The organism is Flavobacterium sp. KACC 22761, from assembly GCF_034058155.1.
Lineage (GTDB): Bacteria > Bacteroidota > Bacteroidia > Flavobacteriales > Flavobacteriaceae > Flavobacterium.
Genome location: NZ_CP139148.1, coordinates 3,971,253 through 3,993,370 on the forward strand (window position 1 = coordinate 3,971,253; position 22,118 = coordinate 3,993,370).

The following is a 22,118-nucleotide window of genomic DNA, read 5'->3' on the forward strand; positions in this document are numbered from 1 at the left end:
GGTTAATAAAGATGCTGCTATTTTCAAAATAGAGAAAAGTATTGTAATTCTATAATTACGAAATTAATTGTTATTGAAATTGTTAAAAATAAAAAGGTGCAATATTTGTTTATTGCGCCTTTTTTGTAATATACATTTTAAGTTAAAAAAGTATTTTTTTGCATTAAATACATAAAAAAGGAATATTTTTTTTAATATGTGTTTTTATTTGCTAAAATTTATGAATTAAATAATTTTAAGAATACACTTAGATTTAATACATTTATAAAAAAAAATTCCAATAAAGTTATGAGTTATTATAAAATTGAAAATTTAGAACAATATTTTAAGCATTACAATAAGTCAATAAGGGAACCAAGAAAATTTTGGGGCAAAATTGCCGAAGAAAATTTCACATGGTACCAACAATGGGAAAAAGTAGTTGATTTTAATATGGCTGATGCCGAAGTGAAATGGTTTACTGACGCAAAAGTTAATATTACAAAAAATTGTATCGATAGACATTTAAGCAAAAGAGGAGAAAAAACGGCTATTATTTTTGAGCCTAATAATCCGTCTGAGGAAGCTTTGCATATAACGTATAACGAATTATACGAAAGAGTTTCTAAAATGGCGAATGTTTTACGCGAGCAAGGCGTACGCAAAGGAGACCGAGTTTGTATTTATTTGCCAATGATTCCAGAATTGGCTGTTTCAGTTTTGGCTTGTGCTAGAATTGGAGCAATCCACTCTGTCGTTTTTGCTGGATTTTCTGCTTCAGCAGTTTCTGCAAGAATCAATGACTGTGAATGTAAAATGGTGATTACTTCTGACGGAGGATATAGAGGAAACAAAACAATCGATTTAAAAGGAATTGTTGATGAAGCTCTTGATACTTGTCCTTCAGTAGAAAAAGTATTGGTTGCTAAAAGAACGAATACTGATGTGAAAATGAAAGATGGTCGTGATATTTGGTTGCAGCCTTTATTAGATGCAGCACTAGACAACAGTGTTGCTGAAATTATGGATGCCGAAGATCCGTTGTTTATTTTGTACACTTCAGGATCAACAGGAAAACCAAAAGGTATGGTTCATACTACTGCTGGTTATATGGTTTATACAGCTTATACATTTAAAAACGTATTTAGTTACGAAGAAAACGATATTTTCTGGTGTACTGCAGATATTGGTTGGATTACTGGACACTCATATATTTTATACGGACCATTATTGAACGGAGCTACAACAGTAATTTTTGAAGGAGTTCCATCTTATCCAGATTTTAGCCGTTTTTGGGATATCATCGAAAAACATAAAATCACGCAATTTTATACAGCACCAACTGCAATTCGTTCATTAGCAAAAGAAAGTTTAGATTATATTCAAAAATACCCTTTAAAATCTTTAAAAGTAATCGGGTCTGTTGGAGAGCCAATCAACGAAGAGGCTTGGCACTGGTTCAATGACCACGTAGGTGATAAGAGATGTCCGGTGGTAGATACGTGGTGGCAGACAGAAACAGGAGGAATCATGATTTCGCCAATTGCTTTTGTTACGCCAACAAAACCAACTTATGCGACATTGCCATTACCGGGAATTCAGCCAGTTTTAATGGATGAAAAACGTAATGAAATCGAAGGAAATCAAGTGGTTGGAAGTTTGTGTATCAAATTCCCGTGGCCAGGAATTGCTAGGACAATTTGGGGTAATCATGATCGTTATAAAGAAACTTATTTCTCTGCTTTCCCTGGAAAATATTTTACAGGTGACGGAGCTTTGAGGGATGAAGTAGGTTACTACAGAATTACAGGAAGAGTCGATGACGTTGTTATTGTTTCGGGTCATAATTTAGGAACGGCTCCAATCGAAGATGCAATCAACGAGCATCCGGCGGTTGCTGAATCTGCGATTGTTGGATTCCCACATGATATTAAAGGAAATGCTTTATATGGTTATGTAATCTTGAAAGAAACTGGTGAAGTAAGAAATAAAGAAAACTTGACAAAAGAGATCAATCAATATATTGCAGATCACATTGGGCCAATTGCAAAATTGGATAAAATTCAATTTGTGTCTGGTTTGCCAAAAACTCGTTCAGGAAAAATTATGCGTAGAATTTTACGTAAAATAGCTGAAGGTGATTTCTCTAATTTTGGAGATACATCAACTTTGTTAAATCCTGAAGTGGTGGAAGAAATTACAAAAGGAAAGATTTAATAATTTCTACTGATAATAAAAAATGCCTCTTAAGATTTTTAAGAGGCATTTTTTTTATGTTTAGCAGCGAACAAATGTTTGTCAGACTGAGCGTAGTCGAAGTCTATCAAGCTGAATCACTTTGCAGGACTTCGACTACGCTCAGTCTGAAAATTGATGGCTTATAGTGTTTTTTACTTAATTCCTAATCTAGATTTTAATTTTAAAAACAACAGCGCAATTCTGTATGCATCCTCAGCAGAAGAATTTCTGTCGCTTTTTGGAATTTTATAAATTTCGCATAAATCGTCAAGCGAAAATTGTTTATCATTTATATCCATTAGTTTTCTATACATTACATCGACATCCAGAGCTTCATTTTTCAATCGGCCACAATCAAGGCGTTCTAGAGAGGAATTGAGCATTTCAATGTCAAAATTAATGTGATGACCAACCAAAACAGCATTCCCAAGAAAGTTAATAAATGCTTCGAGTGCTTCAGATTCTTGCATCTTGCTCATTTTGCTTTCGATGATAAACTCATTTGAAAGTCCATTATCCTGCAAAAATTTGTATTGAAGCAAAACGCATTCAAAATTATCTTTAATTACAATTCCGTCATCAATTACAGAAAAAGCTCCTAGTGAAAGAATCACATCCTTATTCGGATTCAAACCAGAAGTTTCAGTTGATAAAACAACGAATCTGTTGGGTTTTGTTTCGAATTTGTTCAGGTAATCTTTCCAAAAATCTGGGTATTCTTTATTAATATTTTTAAGCCAGTCTAGCATATTTTACGAGAATTGTGTAAGTTGAAATTTACTCTTAATTAATTCCTCAAGATCTTTCATTGGGGTTAGGGCATTTTTTAACTTCTCTTTGTCTGTTTTAGACATATCTCTTACATTAATATATTGTCCAGAATCATCATTTTTTAATCCTTCAACTGTTCTGAATTTTGAGAGTATCAAAAATGCTTCGGCACAGCTCAAATAGATTTCAGCATTTTTAGAATCGGTTATGGCTAATTGTTTGAATCTCAAATAGGTATTCTTGATTCCTTTAATGTTTGCATTTAAAATTAACAAACGTGCTGCATCAATCAACGGCATCAAAGCGCGATTTTTGATATCAAATTTTCCTTTATGCGGACCTTCTTCTTCAATAATGAATTTTTTGAAGAAACTCAAAGGAGAGTTCTTTTTCAAGGCATCATTTCCTAAAAAGTCAAAGAATAAAGTATTGTTTACAGCATTTTTGAAAATTACGTTTTCAATTACTTCTTCAATTTTTGGCTCTCCAAAAACAATTTCATAATCAAAGAAAATACTGCTCAAATCATTGCTGTTTTCACCTGGAGTATTCATCCAGCTGTTGTATTGTTTTGTCCAGTCTGTCAATGATTTACACCACAACATATTGCTTCCCATGTGGCCATTTGGACAAAATTCATAACCTACTTTTTCTAATATAGAAGTAGCTCTTTTTGCCAATCTTAAAAAATAATCTTTAACTTCTCTGTATTTTTCCGGAGCAACATCTTCAAAAATCAAAATGCTATCTTGATCCGTAAGCAATAATTGTTCTTTACGTCCTTGGCTTCCAATGCTTAACCATGCAAAACGAGCAGGAGGTGAGCCTAAATCTAAAATAGACAATTCAACAGAACGCTTGATAATTGCTAAGTTGATTTCGCTCGCAATATTGCTGACATGCGAAATTGGAATATTCTTTTGAATCGAATTCTGAATCAAATCAGACAGACGATCACGGATTTGTTTTAGGTCTTTTGGTAACTGTGAACGCTTAATTTCTTTGATTAAGACACCAGGGTTACTAGCTTGAGCAACAATTAGATCGTGCTCAGAAATAATTCCTTTTACAGCCGATTTGCTTGTGCCATCTTTAGTCACACACAAATGGCTTACATTATGTTTCAACATCAACAATTGTGCTTCGGCAAGCGACACATTTTCAATCACCGTTACCACAGGCGATGACATAATTTTGTCAATAGACTCCGTAATAGGATAACGGCCAGTAGCAATTTTTGAAGCCAAATCTGTAGCGGTTACAATACCAATAGGGCGGTTTTTTTCGCCACAAACAATAATATTGTCAACCATTGCTTCGGTCATCAAAATGGCAACATCCTTAACCACGTGATTTGCTTCAGTAGTTAAAGGCGAATTGTTGTAGTTAAGTGATTGAATATATTGCATTTCTGATTGCTGATCCACATAAAAAGAGGTATCAGAAATCATTTTTCCATTTGAATTTACGCTGTCTTTTGTATGTCTTGAATTTGTCGCGAAACTTTCCAATAAAAAGTTTAAAACATCAGAATTATTGGCAACAAAAGGTCTGAAAACAGCAATAGGGATAGCGTAGATAATACTTTCTTCACGTGCTTTTGCCGTCATCATATAGTTGTTTTTGGCAAAGAAAGGTCTTAAGCCAAAAATATCGCCTTCATGACACTTATTGATAATAGTTTCCTCAGCATCAGCAATTGTAGTCAAATTGATGACACCCGAAGCGACAACATAAAAACTATCATGCAACGTATCGTTATTTTGAAATAGTACAGTGTGTTTTTCTAAATTTAATACGCGGATATTTGTTGCAATATCAGATAATTCCTGAAAAGTCAAATTATTAAATGGCGGGTATTCTTTTAAAAAATCTGCAATATGCTCAGCAATAGTATTCATATGTTTGATAATTTTTTTAAAGTATCGAATGTAAAAATAAGAAAATAAAGTCTTACAATGACAGCATCTTTAGCAGAATCTGAATATTTTAAAGAAATGTTAAGAATTACTGATTTCAAGGCTTTAAAATGTTTTTTTTACGTTTAAAATTTAAAATATCACTGTAAAGTGCATTTTGTTTAAACTTAATTTGTTTAATTTTTTTAGTAAAATTCTCATTTACAATTGTTTCTAAAAGAAGGTGAGCGATTTTAAAAACTTTTCAAAGAAAATAAGAACTGAGAATTATTAGCAGAGTGTATAAGTTTTGAAATATTCTATTTTACATAATATAAATTATAGGTCATTTATGTATTATTTCCGGAATGTGTCGATAAGGGCTCTTATTTGGCAGAATTATGAAACTAGAAAAGTTATATGAAAGATTATTAAAACAATTTAAAAATTTTAAATCAGTATGAAGTACATTTCAACTCTAATCAAAAAACGAGAATTATTAATTTTAGAATTAGCCTACATAAATTATGATCTAAGTGAACATTTTGAAAAAAAAATAAATACAACAAATACATATAATTTGCTTGATCTGAATTATCAACGTGATTTCACAATTAGGGAAATTCTAAAAATTGACCAGCAAATCAAAATTCTCACAAATTCTGAAAATTCTAAAACGTAAAAATAATTTTTGAAACTTAGCGGAAAATAAACAAAATAATAGAGTAGATTCAGATCAAAAAATTTCATGGCTTTAATTTATGAAGAAAACAACAAAAAAGTTTTTTACCACTCCCCTTTTAATTTCTTGTTTTTTTGTAGGGTACAAGCTAAATAGTTTTGTTTTTTAAATCGTTTTTCAGTGCCAAAAGTAGATTTTCAGAATTGACAGTAATACTTTTTTACTTTTGCTATAACATATTGTTCTTCTATTAAGCCTTTTAAGATGTGTTCTGATAGCAAGATTTTTTCTCTCAATATTATTTGTTCCAAATTTTACTGTTTTATGAATTTCAGAAGGAATAAGATATTTGTAATTTTTTAGATTATCTGTATATATAGCTTTTGGATTTGATAATTTTAAGGTTGTTAAAACAATTTCCAATGTTTTGTTTGTTCTATTTCCAACATTAAAACTAACAACTTTTCCGCTTTCTCTTTCCAATGCATACACAATCCATATTAAATTACTTTTCTTTTTCAGATAACTTCTCATTTCATCGACCTCATATGTTTTTCCTATTTTAATTACAGGTCTTGGAATATTTTCTGCAATCAAACATATTTTTTTAAGTACAGTTGTTGTTGATATATTCAATACTCTTGCTGTGCTTCTTATTCCTAATCCTTCTTTCGTTAGTATTATTATTTTTTCATTTATATTGTTTTTGTAAGCGTTATAAGTATAATTTGCTTGTTGTTTTTTTTGACAATAAACGCATTTATATCGTTGAACTCCATTAGATTGAAAACCATCTTTGTTGCATTTTTCTCCACAATTCTCACATTTCTTTTTCATCCCCTAATCTGATACATTTAATTGATTTATACATGATTTTAAGTATTTTAAATGTTTAAAACAAAAAAAGACAACCTTCGGGTTGTCCTCTTTTAATTTGAAAATTATAATTTATCGTCCATTTTGTAGGGCTTAAAGACGTGTTTTTTATAAAAACCCCTAATCTGAAACGTGACCTTTTAAACGGCTAAAAACAAAAAAGACAACCCGAAGGTTGTCTTTTTTTTAAATTGAAATTTTATTTTATCGTCCATTTTGTTGGGCTTAAAGGCTTGTTTTTATAAAAACCCCTAATCTGAAACGTGACCCTGTTTAAGCAATAAATATACGGACTAATACTTGGATATTTCTCCGCCAGCGGATCAACAGAAGTCCAAACAGAAATTTTAGGATCATAATATCTTGCACCGTAATAATACAAGCCTGTCTCCTTGTCTAACTCTTTACCATTAAACAAATAAGGCGTATTCCACTTAGCATTTTTCTCTTCCAAGAAAACCTCCCCAAAAGGTACGTATTCTATATGCTGAACAACTTCGCCGTCTAAATTAGTGATATATGACGAACTTCCCAAATGGTCAGGATGGTAATAAAACTGCTGCAACTCAGAATTGTCGTTTTTAGCAGTTTTAGCAGTAGAACTGCTCGCGCTTGCACTTTGAGATGGATTACAGCAGAAACCAAGTCCATTTACATAGTCATTATTATCAACGCCATAATAAGGAACGTCAAATGATTCGTAATTAGCTTTAGTGATTTCCAGCGCTTTCTTGTATTTAGCATCATAATTTACCTTCACTCCAGAGAAAGATTCTCCCGCTTTCTCTACTCTTCTAGGATCTGCTCCATAAGAATCAAAATCACCAAGTTTACTAACGATACGTTGCGAACCAATGTAAATGTGTTTCGTATAACGACCGCCATTCTGAGCCACCAAATAAGGATTCACATAAAGTGTAAAATCTGAAGTAGAAGTTTTTCCACCAGCAAAAACTGAATTTACGAATATACCCTGACCGCCACCTGAAAGTTTCGTTACTCTTTCTCCTCCAGCATCATAGGTGTAATTAGAAACATAGCCGTTAATGTCAATTGCCTGCAATCTATTCTCTTCATCCCAAAGCATCTTTTTCTCCAAAGCTTTTTCAGCAATCTGACCGTCTATTTTTACTTCTTCCGTATTTACGTAAATCATATTTCCGTTGGCATCATAAACATATTTGTTGTTTTTCTGCTTATCGTTTCAAATATTACAATTCCTTTCTAATTTTTTAAGTCCTAAAAGATTTATTTCAAACACAATAAGCCAAGAAAAAGCATGTTTTCACACCCTATTCTGATAAACTTAATTCATTTTTATTTGATTTTGTGCTTTTTAAACAGCTAAAAACAAAAAAGACAACCTTCGGGTTGTCTTTTTTTTAAATTGAAATTATATTTATCTGTTATTTTTCAGGGCTTAAAGGCTTATTTTTATAAAATCCTAATCTGAAACGTGACCTGTTTTTAGAAAAAAACCTAATCTGAAACGTGACCACTTAATTTCCTAAACTTTCATCTGGGTAATTCTTAATAGATTCCTTTAAAATTCCTTCGTAAAATAATTCTGAATAATCTTTATTTGTAGCCTTCATACTATCAATTTCTTTCAAGGCATTTTTTTTACCTTTCAAAAACATTTTCATAGAAAAATAATCTGCATAAAGTAAGGAATCCCTTGGTGTTTTTTTTAGAGAATCTTTAATTCTGTCAATATTCTCATAAATATAAGAGTTAGCTTCTCTTTTGTTTTTTTTGTTGATTTTCAGAAACTTAACTATATTTAAAGTATTCACTCTGTTGTATTCGTTAATAGTATTGTTTTTCGACAACAATTGCTCCAGTTCATCATACTTTTTTAGATTCAACAATAATGATATTATTGGTAAGGAATTGTTTCCGGACAGTCCAATTTCTACATAATCTTTATTATACTTAAGTTCTTCATAAGCGCTATTCAAAATTCTTTTGTCTTTAGTTTGAAAATATTCTCTAATGCTTTTATTTAATAATACATTTAGATCTTGATTTGAGATATCCTTTTTTTGGTTAGTACATGATAAAAAGAATAAAAAACTTATTGCTATCGTGAAAATTCTCATAATTTATTAGGATTAATTAATATTGGCGCCGCTGTATTATTAAATTTAGCTGAAACATTCGTTTCGGTAGTATTGGGAAGTCCTAAGATTCCAGCAGCTCCTAAGAATGACATTGGAGTATTTCCATTTAAATATTGACCTGTAAAACTAAAATCAAGAATAAATGATTTCCCAAAATTCCTTTGTATTGAAGAACTGTTCCAATAACTATCAAATATTGTTGTTGCAACACCTCTACCTCCTTGTCTAAACTCGCCAAAACGACTAGCTTCGTGTGCTTTCATTTCATTACCTTGCAATTTCATATTATGAACAACTAAACTAATATCAATATCGGGATATGGCGCAACGATATCTCCAGAAACAGATGCACTTATATTTATCCCTTTAAAATCTTTACTTTTTACACTACCATCACTATTATATACAGTAGATATATCTGCAGAAAAACTTACAGTCAAAGTTGTATTAGTCATCATATTCATAAATGCCGCTCCTTTTGCTGAATGTGGATTATCAAAATCTGCTATTGAAATTAATCCAATATCTCGGCTACTATCGCTAATCGAATTAGTTCCAAATAAATTCATAACAATAGAATTATTTTCTTTTCCAATATAAACGTAACCCTTTGGTGTATTAAATTTAGAAGTTACACCATTTTTCCATTCAAACTTGCCTGTCGTATTATTTTTTATCCAATCTCTTCCATCTGGATCAATTAATTTAAGGGGATTATTGGCTACATAAATGTATGAAGAATATTCTGGATGTTTCTCTCTCTGCGGATCAACAGAAGCCCAAAGACTTAACTTTGAATCATAATACCTAGCTCCGTAGTAATAAAGTCCTGTTTCTCTATCTAATTCCTTAGACGTAAACAAATAAGGCGTATTCCACTTAGCATTCTTCTCTTCTAGGAAAACCTCTCCGAAAGGTACGTATTCTATATGCTGAACAACTTCGCCATCTAAGTTGCTAATATATGAAGAACTTCCCAAATGATCCGGGTGGTAATAAAACTGTTGCAGTTCTGCGTTATCATTCTTAGCACTTTTGGCTGTCGTCGAGCTACTAGAAGAAGCATCCTGAGAAGGATTACAGCAAAAACCAAGCCCATTCACATAGTCATTATTATCAACGCCATAATAAGGAACTTCAAATGCATCGTAATTTGCTTTAGTAATTTCTAGCGCTTTTTTGTATTTAGCATCATAATTTACTTTTACGCCTGAAAATGATTCGCCCGCTTTCTCAACACGTCTTGGGTCAGCTCCGTAAGAATCAAAATCTCCCAATTTTGAAACTATTCTTTGGCTTCCAATATAGATGTGTTTCGTATATCTTCCGCCGTTCTGTGCGACTAAATAAGGATTTACATATAATGTGAAATCTGAAGTCGACGTTTTTCCTCCCGCAAATACAGAATTCACAAATATCCCTTGTCCTCCGCCTGAAAGCTTAGTTACACGCTCGCCTCCGGCGTCATAAGTATAATTGGAAACATATCCATTTATATCAATAGCTTGTAAACGATTTTCTTCATCCCATAAAAGTTTCTTTTCAAGCGCTTTTTCAGCAACTTTTCCATCAATTTTTGCTTCCTCAGTATTAACATAAACCTTGTTACCGTTCTTGTCGTAAGTGTATTTGTTGTCTTTTTGCTTGTCGTTTCAAATATTGAAATTTAGATAGAACTTTTTAGGACCTAAAAGCTTTATTTAAAACACGATAAGCCAAGAAAAAACATGTTTTAATCCCCTATTCTGATACACTTAATTCATTTTTACTTGATTTTGTGCTTTTTAAACAGCTAAAAACAAAAAAGACAACCCGAAGGTTGTCTTTTTTTAAATTGAAATTACATTTTATCTGTTATTTTAAAGGGCTTGAGAGCTTGTTTTTATAAAACCCCCTATTCTGAAACGTGACCAAAACCCCTAATCTGAAACGTGACCCGAAGGTTGTCCTCTTTTAATTTGAAATTATAATTTATCGTCCATTTTTGTTGGGCTTAAAGGCTTCTTTTTATAAAAACCCCTAATCTGAAACGTGACCTATATTATCTTCTTTTTCAAATCCATATAAATTACCACCATTGGCTGTACATCTTATAAAGATTTCTTTGGGGATACTATCTCTAAAACTAACAACTGTTGTTTGGTTACATGAAGCGTAATTCTCATCAAAAATTAAATTATCATTTTCAAGCCGAGGTGTACTGACGGACCCTATATAATATTTTCCTAATTTTTCCCCACTACTACTATAAAGAGACAAATATGAATCAAGATGAGGGCTATCAGTACCTGCCAGTCTATCATAATGCAATACCTTTACACCAGATTTTTTTAAAACTCCTATAAAAATAATATTATATTCCAGTGTTTCTTTTTTAGTATTTGATTTTATAATATATTCTTGTAACACATTATTTTCACTCAAAACAAGCTCTTCTAATTTCGTTAAATAATCTTTTGTTTTTTGATTATTTTTAGGCTTATTTTTACAACATAAAAAAATAGAAGTCATAATTACTAATAATATCCGTTTTAAGTTCATATTGTATATTTTAAAATTAATTAGATTCGTTAACCATTGATTTAATATAATCTTCATACATAGATGGGGTTTTTCTATCTTCTTTTTTTATACCTTTTGAATTTTCGACTCCCCAGCCATTATAATTACCAGCAGCTCTAAACCAACCTTTAAAATTATAAGTTTTATTTCCAGTTTTTGTATCATAATCTATACCATCTCTAAATCCTTTTGTGGCCAAAAATCTAATCCCCAAATATAAAGATCGATTTGTATCAACATACTCATTTTTGGTTAAACCATAAGCAGCTTTATATGCGTCATAGTCACCTTTATTGTTTACAGTCATAATGTCTCCAATCCCCCTAATTCCATTATGAGATTCTTGAATTGCCATAGCTTTTACAAGTGTTGGATCTAAGTCAGGAATCTTTAAAGATTCAGAAATTGGTATCGGTAGACCTTTCTCCGTATAAAGTTGTAATAGACCAGCATTTTTTGTTTGATTAAACAGTCCAGTTCTAGCGGCTATAATATAATCATTTTCTTGGTAAGCTGCTCCTGTTGTATCTTCTCCTGTCTGTATTCTTTCTTTTATTACATTTGGCATAGGAACTTTACTAAAAGAAGTTTGTCTATCGTTTTTAGCAATATAAGTTTCAAAAATAGTTGTTGAAACTATCCTTTTACTTGTTATTTCATTACCATTAACATCAAAATAAACTATATCTTTTCCTTGTGGGTCTTTCAGAACGATAGGATTATTGGCAACATAGCAATAAGGAGATATATTAGGATATTTCTCCGCCAGCGGATCAACAGATATAAAGATTCCCAACTTAGGATCCTGATATCTCGCCCCAAAATAATATAAACCTGTTTCTCTATCTAATTCCTTAGACGTAAACAAATAAGGCGTATTCCACTTGACATTCTTTTCCTCCAAGAAGACCTCCCCGAAAGGCACATATTCTACATGTTGAACAACTTCGCCGTCTAAATTAGTAATATATGAAGAACTTCCCAAATGGTCAGGATGATAATAGAATTGCTGTAACTCTGCATTGTCATTTTTCGCAGATTTAGCAGTAGAGCTACTAGCACTAGCATCCTGCGAAGGATTGCAACAAAAACCTAGACCATTTACATAATCATTATTATCAACTCCATAATAAGGCACTTCAAATGCATCGTAATTTGCTTTAGTAATTTCTAGCGCTTTTTTGTATTTAGCATCATAATTCACTTTGACACCAGAGAATGATTCTCCAGCTTTCTCCACACGTCTAGGATCTGCTCCATAAGAATCAAAATCTCCTAATTTTGAAACAATTCTCTGCGAACCAATATAAATGTGTTTCGTATAACGACCACCATTCTGAGCAACCAAATAAGGATTTACATACAGCGTAAAATCACTTGTAGATGTTTTCCCACCAGCAAAAACAGAATTCACAAAAATACCTTGTCCTCCGCCTGAAAGTTTTGTTACACGTTCTCCGCCTGCATCGTAGGTGTAATTACTCACATAACCGTTTATGTCAATAGCTTGCAATCTATTCTCTTCGTCCCAAAGCATTTTTTTCTCTAATGCTTTTTCAGCAATCTGACCATCAATTTTGACTTCTTCCGTATTTACATAAATCATATTTCCGTTGGAATCATAAACATATTTGTTGTCTTTCTGCTTGTCGACTTTCGGTTCTGTGTTTTTAGTTCTGTACTCCGTTTCAGTTACGTTGTCAAGCTGGTGTTTGTTGGTGCTGTTGTAATTGTAATTCATCGTATAACCGGCCTTCAGCGCACCTGCTTCGGTAACCTTATTCTGCGCAACGTTTTGTGTTTTACTCACAATATTGTGCAAATCGTCGTATTTCATTTCCAGATTATAATTTGCCGTTTTCTGGTCTGCTCCTGTGTAAACACCGCTGGCACTTGTAAGCTGGTACAAATTGTCGTACGCATAATTATGCGCCATGATGCCACCCATTTTGTTGGTTACGCCTGCAGCGCTGTTGGTCACGCTCAGCACATTGCTTACTTTGTCGTATTGATACTTGTTGTTCATGAACATTCGCGGCGTGTTAACACCTTGATATCCTGTTCCTGAAGCTACGGTCATATTATCAAGCCTTCTTCTCAGTGGCTCATAATTGTATTTTGTTTCGGTTCCGTTGCAGTATTTTAAATAACTTCTCTGCTCAAATTTGTCGTAGCCAATTTTGTTTACATAATTGTAGCTGTAGGCTTTTTGGCCTGCAACGGCCTGCAACAAGCCTCCTGAGTTATACGTATAACTTATCTTTTCCTGATCCGGATAAATCATTTCCTGCAGGCGGTTCCATGAATCGTATTTCCAGCTGGTGACATACGTTGCCACGGCAGAATTAGGCACAATAACCGTTCTTCTTATGCTTTCGATCTCGCCCATAACGCCATACGAAAACTCCTGTGCGCCTGTGGCGTCTTCCATCAAAATCAATCTTCCTTTGCGGTTCTGGCTTTCGTTTTTGGTGCCAAAAACATAACGTACATCATTCTGGGGATTTTCAGGATAATGAATATTGGTCAGTCTGTTGTACTCGTATTCATAGGTTATCTTCTTGCTTTTGGCTTCCAGATTTGCTGTCTGTCTTTCCAGCAAATTCCCCAAAGCGTCAAATTTGAAGGTGCTTTTTCCGGCATCGGGCTGGATGACCTGTATGCGCCTGTCGCCCATATCAAACGTGCTCTTGGTCTGCTGTCCCTGCGCATCGGTCACCAGAATATTTCTTCCTATTCCGTCATAAGCAAACTGCGTTGCAACGCTGTTGGCGTCCAGAGTTTTCATGGTTAATCCTGAACCGTTGGCATAACTTGAATTTATGTTGCCCAGCGCATCTGCAACTTCTGTTTTCAGCAGATCGCCTTCTATTGTATATTTCATTTGAGTTGCAGCACCATCCGGCAAAGTAGTCGTAATGGGTCTGTCCAGAATATCATAAGTCGTTTTGGTTGGTTCAACCAAATCATAACTGTCCAAAAATTTATTCCAGTCTCCAAGTACCGAAGTCTGCGGGTAATAGGCTTCTTTCACACGCCCGAAAGCGTCAAATTTTGCACGTCCTGAAACTATCATCACATCACTTTGCTGATCAGGCGTTTTATTATCGGTAATGGCTGCATCTTTCTTAATCTGAATGGCTCGTCCTATTCCGTCAACAAAAGTCACCGTTTCAATCGGGTCGTTCGGGTGCTGGGCGTCGAAATGGCTGGTTTTGGCATACGCTGTTCGGGTTATCTTTCCATCGGCCACAATTGTTTTTGGAAAATATTCCATCTGAATGGTGTACAATTGTCCCGTTGCGGCTTCTTTCGGCCCCTGAATTCTCGTGATGCGGCCAAGTTCGTCCAGTTCTTTTAGTACTACATAACCATTAATATCTTCGGTTTCCAGAGGAATTCCGTAACGCGTGTCATATCTTCTGAAATAGCTTCTGTAATCAAAATTATCTGAGATTTCTTCTACATACATTTTGAGTTTATCATCGTAACGGTAATAGAAAGTAGGTCTTTCTCCTTTATAATTCTGTGGCAGATATTTTCGGGTTATATTTCCGTATTCATCATACATAAAACTTATAGAAGCCGATTCGAGGTCATTCACTTTTGACGAATAGTTTAATATCTGGTTGTACTCCATATCCATCTGAACAGCAACATCCTTGACAATCTGCCCTCCTGTAGTAACCCTGTATATATAAGGAACCCCGATGATATGCTTCGCTAAGTTCGATTTATACATCAAATCTGTTGTATAGCTTCCGGTGCTGTTGTCTTTAAAATTGTAGGTTCTCAGATTCCCAAACTCTCCTTTGCTTACATAATAATCATAATTTACTTCGCTTAGCTGAAGCGGGTTTCTGCCTCCCTCATAAGCAAATGAAACTTCTTTTTTGACAGGAGTAAAACTCACGCCGCGGTCTGAGCATATTTTGGTTACGGGACTAAAACTATATTCGTCTCCTGATGCTTTTACCGAATATGTATAATAGTTCTGCGTGCTTTCTGTAAATTTTTCTCCAGCATTTGTCTGCGCATCTGTCCCTTCATTGCTCGCCAAAACAGAACTTACTAATTGTCCGGCATTGTAATAATCGGATACATCGTAGTTTTGGGTTAGCATTGTTTTTTTATTTAACTGTTTTTATTTTTTTGAAGCAGAAAATTCACGTTTTCAAAACAAGTTTAGTCCCGCTATCCGCTGTATCTTTTGTAGCGAACCCCGCTACAAAAGGATGCCGCTTCTATCGGGGCTAGACTAGAAGTTTTCAGTTTTTTCGATTACGCTTGTTTCAAAAAAACTTTTCAAAAATTGCAATTCCTTTCTAAATTTTTGAGCCCTAAAAGCTTTATTTCAAACACAATAAGCCTAGAAAAAACATGTTTTTACCCCCTATTCTGATACACTTATTTCATTTTTATTTGATTTTGTGCTTTTTAAACGGCTAAAAACAAAAAAGACAACCCGAAGGTTGTCTTTTTTTTAAATTGAAATTTTATTTTATCGTCCATTTTGTTGGGCTTAAAGGCTTGTTTTTATAAAAACCCCTAATCTGAAACGTGACCCCTCACTCCATTAAATCTAATTCAATATCTGTTGTATTCCATATTTCTTTTATCAATTTTATAATATTTTCAATTCTTTGATCATTTTTATTTATTCTTAATTCTTGCGAAATAGGGAGAGAAACAATTACCCTATTTCTTAAATTTTTATTATCTGAAATCAAACCAATTTTAAAACTTATTTGTGCACCATAAAGATTACTATCTTTTCCTGACCAAAAAGTAAAGTAACTCCCTAATTCTTGATTTTTTTTATCCCATGCTTTTTCAACAACTTTTTGAATGAATTCTTTTTCAAATACGACTTTTTTTTCTAAAGCTTCTTTTTTTGACCATCCTTGCTCAAACCAATTAGAGAATAAATCCTCATCTATTTGTTTTAAGGATTCCAAAAAAAATACAACTCTATTAGATAAACTATCAATACCCTCTGTTTTTTTAGGTATGAATCCTCTTATGTTTTCTACAAATTCAATTTTCATTTTTAATTTGGTTTATATATCAATTCTATTCCTTTAATTCCTTCTTTTTTAAATAACTTTTGAGTAGCTTCCATTACTGATTTGTTTTCAAAAAACCATTGTATTTTAGTGCCATTCGCAGCTCCTATCTGTCTTTCAGCCTGCTCAATCATTTTTCTGCCACCTGTGAACCATGGCTTAAAGCTTCCTGTAGCCTTATCAACGAAATTGCCCATTCCTGATTTTGCATCTTGTAAAATACCATTTGAAAATCCATCAAATTTAACACCTTTTAACAAAAATGATTTATTTGCCGCTTGACCAGTAATTGAAGTTTGATATTTTGCAGCTGCTGCACTCATGTTTTCTGTAGTTTCTATCCAAGCTCCACCTTTAATAGTTCCTGAACCAAATGGAGTTTTTATATATTTTGCGCCAGCTCCAATTACTGCTCCAATCGAAAAATCTATTAATAAGTCTGCTGCTGTGGTTTCTTTATCTTGAATAGCTCTATTTACTGTGCCTCCAATGGCATTTGCACTACCAGCGACACCAGCGGTTACCGCCAAACTTGCTCCTCCTGTAAATCCTGCTGCCCCACCTACAATAGCTCCTTGTAATGCTGAACCACCTACGGCTTTCCAATTGTTTACCTTTCCATTTCTGTATAATTGTGTTCCTGCTTCTATAGCCCCTCCAATTATACCTCCAATTACTGCTCCAGCAGCTGCAGTTACACAATTTGGACATTCGCCATTTGGATCAACATAAACTATTGGACTATTATATGAAAATGAATAAGATGATAAATTATGTGAATTATAAACACCTCCATTAGTAAACTCAGGATTTTCATATATCTCTTCACGTAACAAAATAGGATCAACAGAAGTCCAAATAGAAATCTTTGGATCATAATATCTCGCACCGTAATAATAAAGTCCTGTTTCTCTATCTAATTCCTTAGACGTAAACAAATAAGGCGTATTCCACTTAGCATTCTTCTCTTCTAGGAAAACCTCTCCGAAAGGTACGTATTCTATATGCTGAACAACTTCGCCATCTAAGTTGCTAATATATGAAGAACTTCCCAAATGATCCGGGTGGTAATAAAACTGTTGCAGTTCTGCGTTATCATTCTTAGCACTTTTGGCTGTCGTCGAGCTACTAGAAGAAGCATCCTGAGAAGGATTACAGCAAAAACCAAGCCCATTCACATAGTCATTATTATCAACGCCATAATAAGGAACGTCAAATGAATCGTAATTAGCTTTTGTTATTTCTAGCGCCTTTTTATACTTTGCATCATAATTTACTTTCAGTCCAGAGAAAGATTCTCCTGCTTTCTCTACTCTGCGTGGATCTGCTCCGTAGGAATCAAAATCTCCCAATTTACTCACGATACGTTGCGAACCAATGTAAATATGTTTTGTGTATCGTCCGCCATTTTGAGCAACCAAATAAGGGTTCACATATAACGTAAAATCACTCGTTGAAGTTTTTCCACCGGCAAAAACTGAGTTTACAAAAATACCCTGCCCACCGCCAGACAATTTGGTTACTCGTTCTCCGCCGGCATCATAAGTGTAATTGCTCACGTAACCATTTATATCAATAGCCTGCAAACGGTTTTCTTCGTCCCAAAGCATCTTTTTCTCTAATGCTTTTTCTGCAATCTGACAGTCTATTTTTACTTCTTCCGTATTTACGTAAATCATATTTCCGTTGGCATCATAAACATATTTGTTATTTTTCTGTTTGTCATTTCAAAAATTGCAATTCCTTTCTGAACTTTTAAGTCCTAAAAGCTTTATTTCAAACATAATAAGCCAAGAAAAAGCATGTTTTCATCCCCTATTCTGATACACTTAATTCATTTTTACTTGATTTTGTGCTTTTTAAACAGCTAAAAACAAAAAAGACAACCCGAAGGTTGTCTTTTTTTAAATTGAAATTATATTTATCTGTTATTTTTTGGGCTTAAAGGCTTCTTTTTATAAAAACCCCTAATCTGAAACGTGACCCCATAGGAATCAAAATCTCCTAATTTAGAAACAATTCTCTGCGAACCAATATAAATGTGTTTCGTATATCTTCCGCCATTCTGTGCCACTAGATAAGGATTCACATACAAAGTAAAATCACTTGTAGATGTTTTTCCTCCTGCAAAAACTGAGTTTACAAATATACCCTGACCGCCACCTGAAAGTTTCGTTACTCTTTCTCCTCCAGCATCATAGGTGTAATTGCTCACGTAACCATTTATGTCAATAGCTTGCAGACGATTTTCTTCATCCCAAAGCATCTTTTTCTCTAATGCTTTTTCTGCAATTTTTCCATCAATTTTTACTTCCTCGGTATTTACATAAATCATGTTACCGTTCTTGTCGAAAGTGTATTTGTTGTCTTTCTGCTTGTCGTTTCAAATATTGAAATTTAGCTAGAACTTTTTAGGACCTAAAAGCTTTATTTAAAACACGATAAGCCAAGAAAAAACATGTTTTCATCCCCTATTATGATACACTTAATTCATTTTTACTTGATTTTGTACTTTTTAAACAGCTAAAAACAAAAAAGACAATCCGAAGGTTGTCTTTTTTTAAATTGAAATTACATTTTATCTGTTATTTTAAAGGGCTTGAGAGCTTGTTTTTATAAAACCCCCTATTCTGAAACGTGACCATATTTTTATCAGTTTTTTGATTTAATATTTTTTCTCTATTAAGGTTTGCTATCAGAATGAAAAATAGTGCGGTCGCAATTATAAATATTATTACTAAAACGCCTCCTTTTATATCCTTTCTAAAATCACATTCTAAGAACTCTTCTTTTCTAACAATTCCATAATAATTAAATATCCAAATAAGAATCATAAATACAACAATATAGGATTTACTGAGAGCAAAGGGAAACATATTTAAATATTCAAAAATAAAATAAATAGTCATTAAATTGACACTTATTAGAACTGTACTAACGAATGAAGCTGAAAGACTATAATTGCCTTTCTCTTTTATAGTGTCTTTATAGAACATATAAATTCTAAACAATAAGTAGTAATAGGTTTTCATAATTTATTATTGTGGTTTTTCAAATAAAGTATTTCCTGAAGAATATTCATAAATTGTCTTGCCAACAAAATATGTTAAACTTACAGTTGCTCCTATAGGCCCCATAAAACCTATAGCTCCCATAGTTGCATCGACACTAGCTTCTCTACCAGTAATTTGACCAGTAGCATATTGATATCCTGTTAATCCCATTCCAAAGCCTCCTAAAACTTTACTACCAATACCTGCGCCACTAGCTAGTTTATTCATACGAGCCGTATTCTGAAGAGTTAATTCAACAGCACTAGCTTCAGCACTACCGTATTTATAAATTGTTTGAGAATTTGCTTTAGCAAAGTCTGTTAAAGCTTCAGCATAAACATTTAGAGCAAGAGCACCAGTACCTAATGCACTTACATCTAAAGGTTGTTCACTTGTACTAGTAGGATTATCTTGACTAACAGTATTATCTTTACCTACTTGTGCAAATATAAGTTCTTCATGCCATGACTTATCTGCATACAAATTTACAGTTGTTCCTCGCTCAGAAGTATATGCCACATCCTTACCAAGATAGGTCTCTCCAGATTTTGTTGTGGCTTGTGATGTTGCATTATTATCCCAATAAACACTGTTATCTGCCCTAGCTACCCAATCAGGAGGAGAAGCTATCATCCCGTTAGGGTCAATAAAATAAACTGGATTATTAAGTGCATACGCATAAGAACTAACTCCTGGATATTTTAGTGCCATTGGATCAACAGATATAAATATTCCGAGCTTCGGGTCTTGGTAACGTGCACCAAAATAATATAAACCTGTTTCTCTATCTAATTCCTTAGAAGTAAACAAATAAGGTGTATTCCACTTCGCATTCTTCTCTTCCAAGAATACTTCCCCAAAAGGAACGTACTCAATATGCTGTACAACCTCTCCATCTAAGTTGCTAATGTACGAAGAACTTCCCAAATGATCAGGATGATAATAAAACTGTTGCAGTTCTGCGTTATCGTTCTTTGCAGATTTAGCAGTAGAACTGCTGGCACTTGCACTTTGTGAAGGATTACAGCAGAATCCTAAGCCATTCACATAATCGTTATTATCAACGCCATAATAAGGAACTTCAAAGCTATCATAGTTTGCTTTAGTAATCTCTAGCGCTTTCTTGTATTTAGCGTCATAATTCACTTTTACTCCAGAGAAGGATTCCCCAGCTTTCTCCACTCTTCTAGGATCAGCTCCGTAACTATCAAAATCACCAAGTTTAGAAACAATTCTTTGTGAGCCGATATAAATATGCTTGGTATATCTACCACCATTCTGCGCTACTAAGTATGGATTCACATAAAGTGTAAAATCACTTGTAGATGTTTTTCCTCCTGCAAAAACTGAATTTACAAATATTCCCTGTCCACCACCTGAAAGTTTCGTTACTCTTTCTCCTCCAGCATCATAGGTGTAATTAGAAACATATCCATTTATATCAATAGCCTGCAATCTATTTTCTTCGTCCCAAAGCAATTTCTTTTCTAACGCTTTTTCTGCAACCTGACCGTCTATTTTTACTTCCTCGGTATTGACGTAAATCATGTTTCCATTGGCAACGATTTTTCAGTTTTTTCAAAGACTCCTATTTCAATAATGAAACGTTCAAATATTTAAATTTACCTACAATTTTTTTGGACCTAAAAGCTTTATTTCAAACACAATAAGCCAAGAAAAGCATGTTTTCATCCCCTATTCTGATACACTTAATTCATTTTTATTAGATTTTATGCTTTTTAAACAGCTAAAAACAAAAAAGACAACCCGAAGGTTGTCCTTATTTAATTTGAAAATTATAATTTATCACCCATTTTGTTGGGCTTAAAAGCTTGTTTTTATAAAAAACCCTAATCTGAAACGTGACCACCTGACCATCAATTTTTACTTCCTCGGTATTGACATAAATCATGTTGCCATTGGCATCATAAACATATTTGTTGTTTTTCTGTTTATCGTTTCAAATGTTGAAATTTATATAGAGTTTTTTAGGACCTAAAAGCCTTATTTCAAACATAATAAGCCAAGAAAAAACATGTTTTCATCCCCTATTCTGATACACTTAATTCATTTTTACTTGATTTTGTGCTTTTTAAACGGCTAAAAACAAAAAAGACAACCCGAAGGTTGTCTTTTTTTTAAATTGAAATTATATTTATCTGTTATTTTTCAGGGCTTAAAGGCTTCTTTTTATAAAAACCCCTAATCTGAAACGTGACCCCCTAAGGTTGTCTTTTTTTAATTTGAAAATTTTAATTTATCTCTTATTTTTCGGGGCTTTAAGGCTTATTTTTATAAAAACCCCTAATCTGAAACGTGACCGGGCTTAAAGGCTTGTTTTTATAAAAACCCCTAATCTGAAACGTGACCATTTATTACAATAACTTTGCGTGTTATCCGTTCTTCATTTTCTATAAGTCTCACAAGTTGAGAACCATTTTTATCCTTTTTACCTGTATCAATAATAACACAGTCATTTATGATGCCATCAATATAATTAATACCAGGTCTAGTAAACTTTACATCATAAATAGAAATTTTCTTATTATTATCTGCTCCAAATTTCTTTGCAACTTTTTTTAAATGAATATAATCAGGGTCTGGTTTATCTACTATTGTTAAATAAAAAAGAACATATCGATTCTTTTTCTTATCATCAAAACTTGTTGTAATAGTATCTAATATACTTTTGTAATTAATAACCCCACTATACAAATCATTTACATAAACAGTATCAGGAAATTCTATTTTATATTCTATTTTCTTTTTGGTTTCTTTATCAAAAACTTCTTCATTTTTTTTACAAGAAGACATTATCGATTGTAATGCAAATCCAACTATTAAGACTAAATTTCTATTTTTTGACATAA

The 22,118-nt window shown here is 33.2% G+C and carries 14 protein-coding genes; 1 reads left to right on the forward strand and 13 read right to left on the reverse strand.

Features of this window, described 5'->3' with window-relative positions; genetic code table 11:
- Positions 1-288: 288 nt before the first annotated feature.
- Positions 289-2,196 carry an acetate--CoA ligase gene (gene acs, locus SCB73_RS17220; RefSeq protein ID WP_320567427.1) on the forward strand — a complete coding sequence of 636 codons (1,908 nt, stop codon included), beginning with the start codon at positions 289-291 and terminating at the stop codon, positions 2,194-2,196.
- 173 nt (positions 2,197-2,369) lie between these two features.
- Here the strand turns inward: acs and SCB73_RS17225 are convergent, their stop codons facing one another.
- From SCB73_RS17225 to SCB73_RS17285, 13 genes are all read right to left on the reverse strand, one after another.
- Positions 2,370-2,966, reverse strand: coding sequence for a 3'-5' exonuclease (locus tag SCB73_RS17225; protein WP_320567428.1), 597 nt, complete (start codon positions 2,964-2,966; stop codon positions 2,370-2,372).
- Positions 2,967-2,969: 3 nt separating this feature from the next.
- Positions 2,970-4,889, reverse strand: a complete 1,920-nt coding sequence (locus tag SCB73_RS17230) for a DUF294 nucleotidyltransferase-like domain-containing protein (RefSeq protein WP_320567429.1) — start codon at positions 4,887-4,889, stop codon at positions 2,970-2,972.
- A gap of 856 nt (positions 4,890-5,745) precedes the next feature.
- On the reverse strand, positions 5,746-6,405 hold the full coding sequence (locus SCB73_RS17235; RefSeq protein ID WP_320567430.1) for an IS1 family transposase: 660 nt from the start codon (positions 6,403-6,405) through the stop codon (positions 5,746-5,748).
- A 238-nt stretch (positions 6,406-6,643) separates the two neighbouring features.
- A complete protein-coding gene (locus SCB73_RS17240; protein ID WP_320567431.1) occupies positions 6,644-7,600 on the reverse strand; it encodes an RHS repeat domain-containing protein in 957 nt (318 codons plus the stop codon).
- Between the two features lie 343 nt (positions 7,601-7,943).
- Entirely contained in the window at positions 7,944-8,546 is a 603-nt protein-coding gene (locus tag SCB73_RS17245; RefSeq protein ID WP_320567432.1) for a hypothetical protein, read from the reverse strand.
- A complete protein-coding gene (locus SCB73_RS17250; RefSeq protein ID WP_320567433.1) occupies positions 8,543-9,979 on the reverse strand; it encodes an RHS repeat domain-containing protein in 1,437 nt (478 codons plus the stop codon). Before SCB73_RS17250 ends, SCB73_RS17245 begins: the two co-directional genes overlap by 4 nt.
- A 607-nt stretch (positions 9,980-10,586) precedes the next feature.
- Complete coding sequence (locus tag SCB73_RS17255) at positions 10,587-11,108, reverse strand: hypothetical protein (RefSeq protein WP_320567434.1); 522 nt, start codon at positions 11,106-11,108, stop codon at positions 10,587-10,589.
- Between the two features lie 16 nt (positions 11,109-11,124).
- On the reverse strand, positions 11,125-15,252 hold the full coding sequence (locus tag SCB73_RS17260; protein WP_320567435.1) for an RHS repeat-associated core domain-containing protein: 4,128 nt from the start codon (positions 15,250-15,252) through the stop codon (positions 11,125-11,127).
- Between the two features lie 445 nt (positions 15,253-15,697).
- Positions 15,698-16,177, reverse strand: coding sequence for a hypothetical protein (locus tag SCB73_RS17265; protein ID WP_320567436.1), 480 nt, complete (start codon positions 16,175-16,177; stop codon positions 15,698-15,700).
- Between the two features lie 2 nt (positions 16,178-16,179).
- Positions 16,180-17,874 carry an RHS repeat-associated core domain-containing protein gene (locus SCB73_RS17270; protein WP_320567437.1) on the reverse strand — a complete coding sequence of 565 codons (1,695 nt, stop codon included), beginning with the start codon at positions 17,872-17,874 and terminating at the stop codon, positions 16,180-16,182.
- 242 nt (positions 17,875-18,116) lie between these two features.
- Positions 18,117-18,530, reverse strand: coding sequence for a hypothetical protein (locus SCB73_RS17275; RefSeq protein ID WP_320567438.1), 414 nt, complete (start codon positions 18,528-18,530; stop codon positions 18,117-18,119).
- A gap of 703 nt (positions 18,531-19,233) precedes the next feature.
- A complete protein-coding gene (locus SCB73_RS17280; RefSeq protein ID WP_320567439.1) occupies positions 19,234-20,796 on the reverse strand; it encodes an RHS repeat domain-containing protein in 1,563 nt (520 codons plus the stop codon).
- An 804-nt stretch (positions 20,797-21,600) separates the two neighbouring features.
- Complete coding sequence (locus SCB73_RS17285; RefSeq protein ID WP_320567440.1) at positions 21,601-22,116, reverse strand: hypothetical protein; 516 nt, start codon at positions 22,114-22,116, stop codon at positions 21,601-21,603.
- Positions 22,117-22,118 lie beyond the last annotated feature (2 nt).

Excerpts from the sequence above, each read along its gene's own strand:
- acs (WP_320567427.1), top strand. The coding sequence starts at position 289 with ATGAGTTATTATAAAATTGAAAATTTAGAACAATATTTTAAGCATTAC.
- SCB73_RS17225 (WP_320567428.1), bottom strand. The coding sequence starts at position 2,966 with ATGCTAGACTGGCTTAAAAATATTAATAAAGAATACCCAGATTTTTGG.
- SCB73_RS17230 (WP_320567429.1), bottom strand. The coding sequence starts at position 4,889 with ATGAATACTATTGCTGAGCATATTGCAGATTTTTTAAAAGAATACCCG.
- SCB73_RS17235 (WP_320567430.1), bottom strand. The coding sequence starts at position 6,405 with ATGAAAAAGAAATGTGAGAATTGTGGAGAAAAATGCAACAAAGATGGT.
- SCB73_RS17240 (WP_320567431.1), bottom strand. The coding sequence starts at position 7,600 with ATGATTTACGTAAATACGGAAGAAGTAAAAATAGACGGTCAGATTGCT.
- SCB73_RS17245 (WP_320567432.1), bottom strand. The coding sequence starts at position 8,546 with ATGAGAATTTTCACGATAGCAATAAGTTTTTTATTCTTTTTATCATGT.
- SCB73_RS17255 (WP_320567434.1), bottom strand. The coding sequence starts at position 11,108 with ATGAACTTAAAACGGATATTATTAGTAATTATGACTTCTATTTTTTTA.
- SCB73_RS17260 (WP_320567435.1), bottom strand. The coding sequence starts at position 15,252 with ATGCTAACCCAAAACTACGATGTATCCGATTATTACAATGCCGGACAA.
- SCB73_RS17265 (WP_320567436.1), bottom strand. The coding sequence starts at position 16,177 with ATGAAAATTGAATTTGTAGAAAACATAAGAGGATTCATACCTAAAAAA.
- SCB73_RS17270 (WP_320567437.1), bottom strand. The coding sequence starts at position 17,874 with ATGATTTACGTAAATACGGAAGAAGTAAAAATAGACTGTCAGATTGCA.
- SCB73_RS17275 (WP_320567438.1), bottom strand. The coding sequence starts at position 18,530 with ATGATTTATGTAAATACCGAGGAAGTAAAAATTGATGGAAAAATTGCA.
- SCB73_RS17280 (WP_320567439.1), bottom strand. The coding sequence starts at position 20,796 with ATGATTTACGTCAATACCGAGGAAGTAAAAATAGACGGTCAGGTTGCA.
- SCB73_RS17285 (WP_320567440.1), bottom strand. The coding sequence starts at position 22,116 with ATGTCAAAAAATAGAAATTTAGTCTTAATAGTTGGATTTGCATTACAA.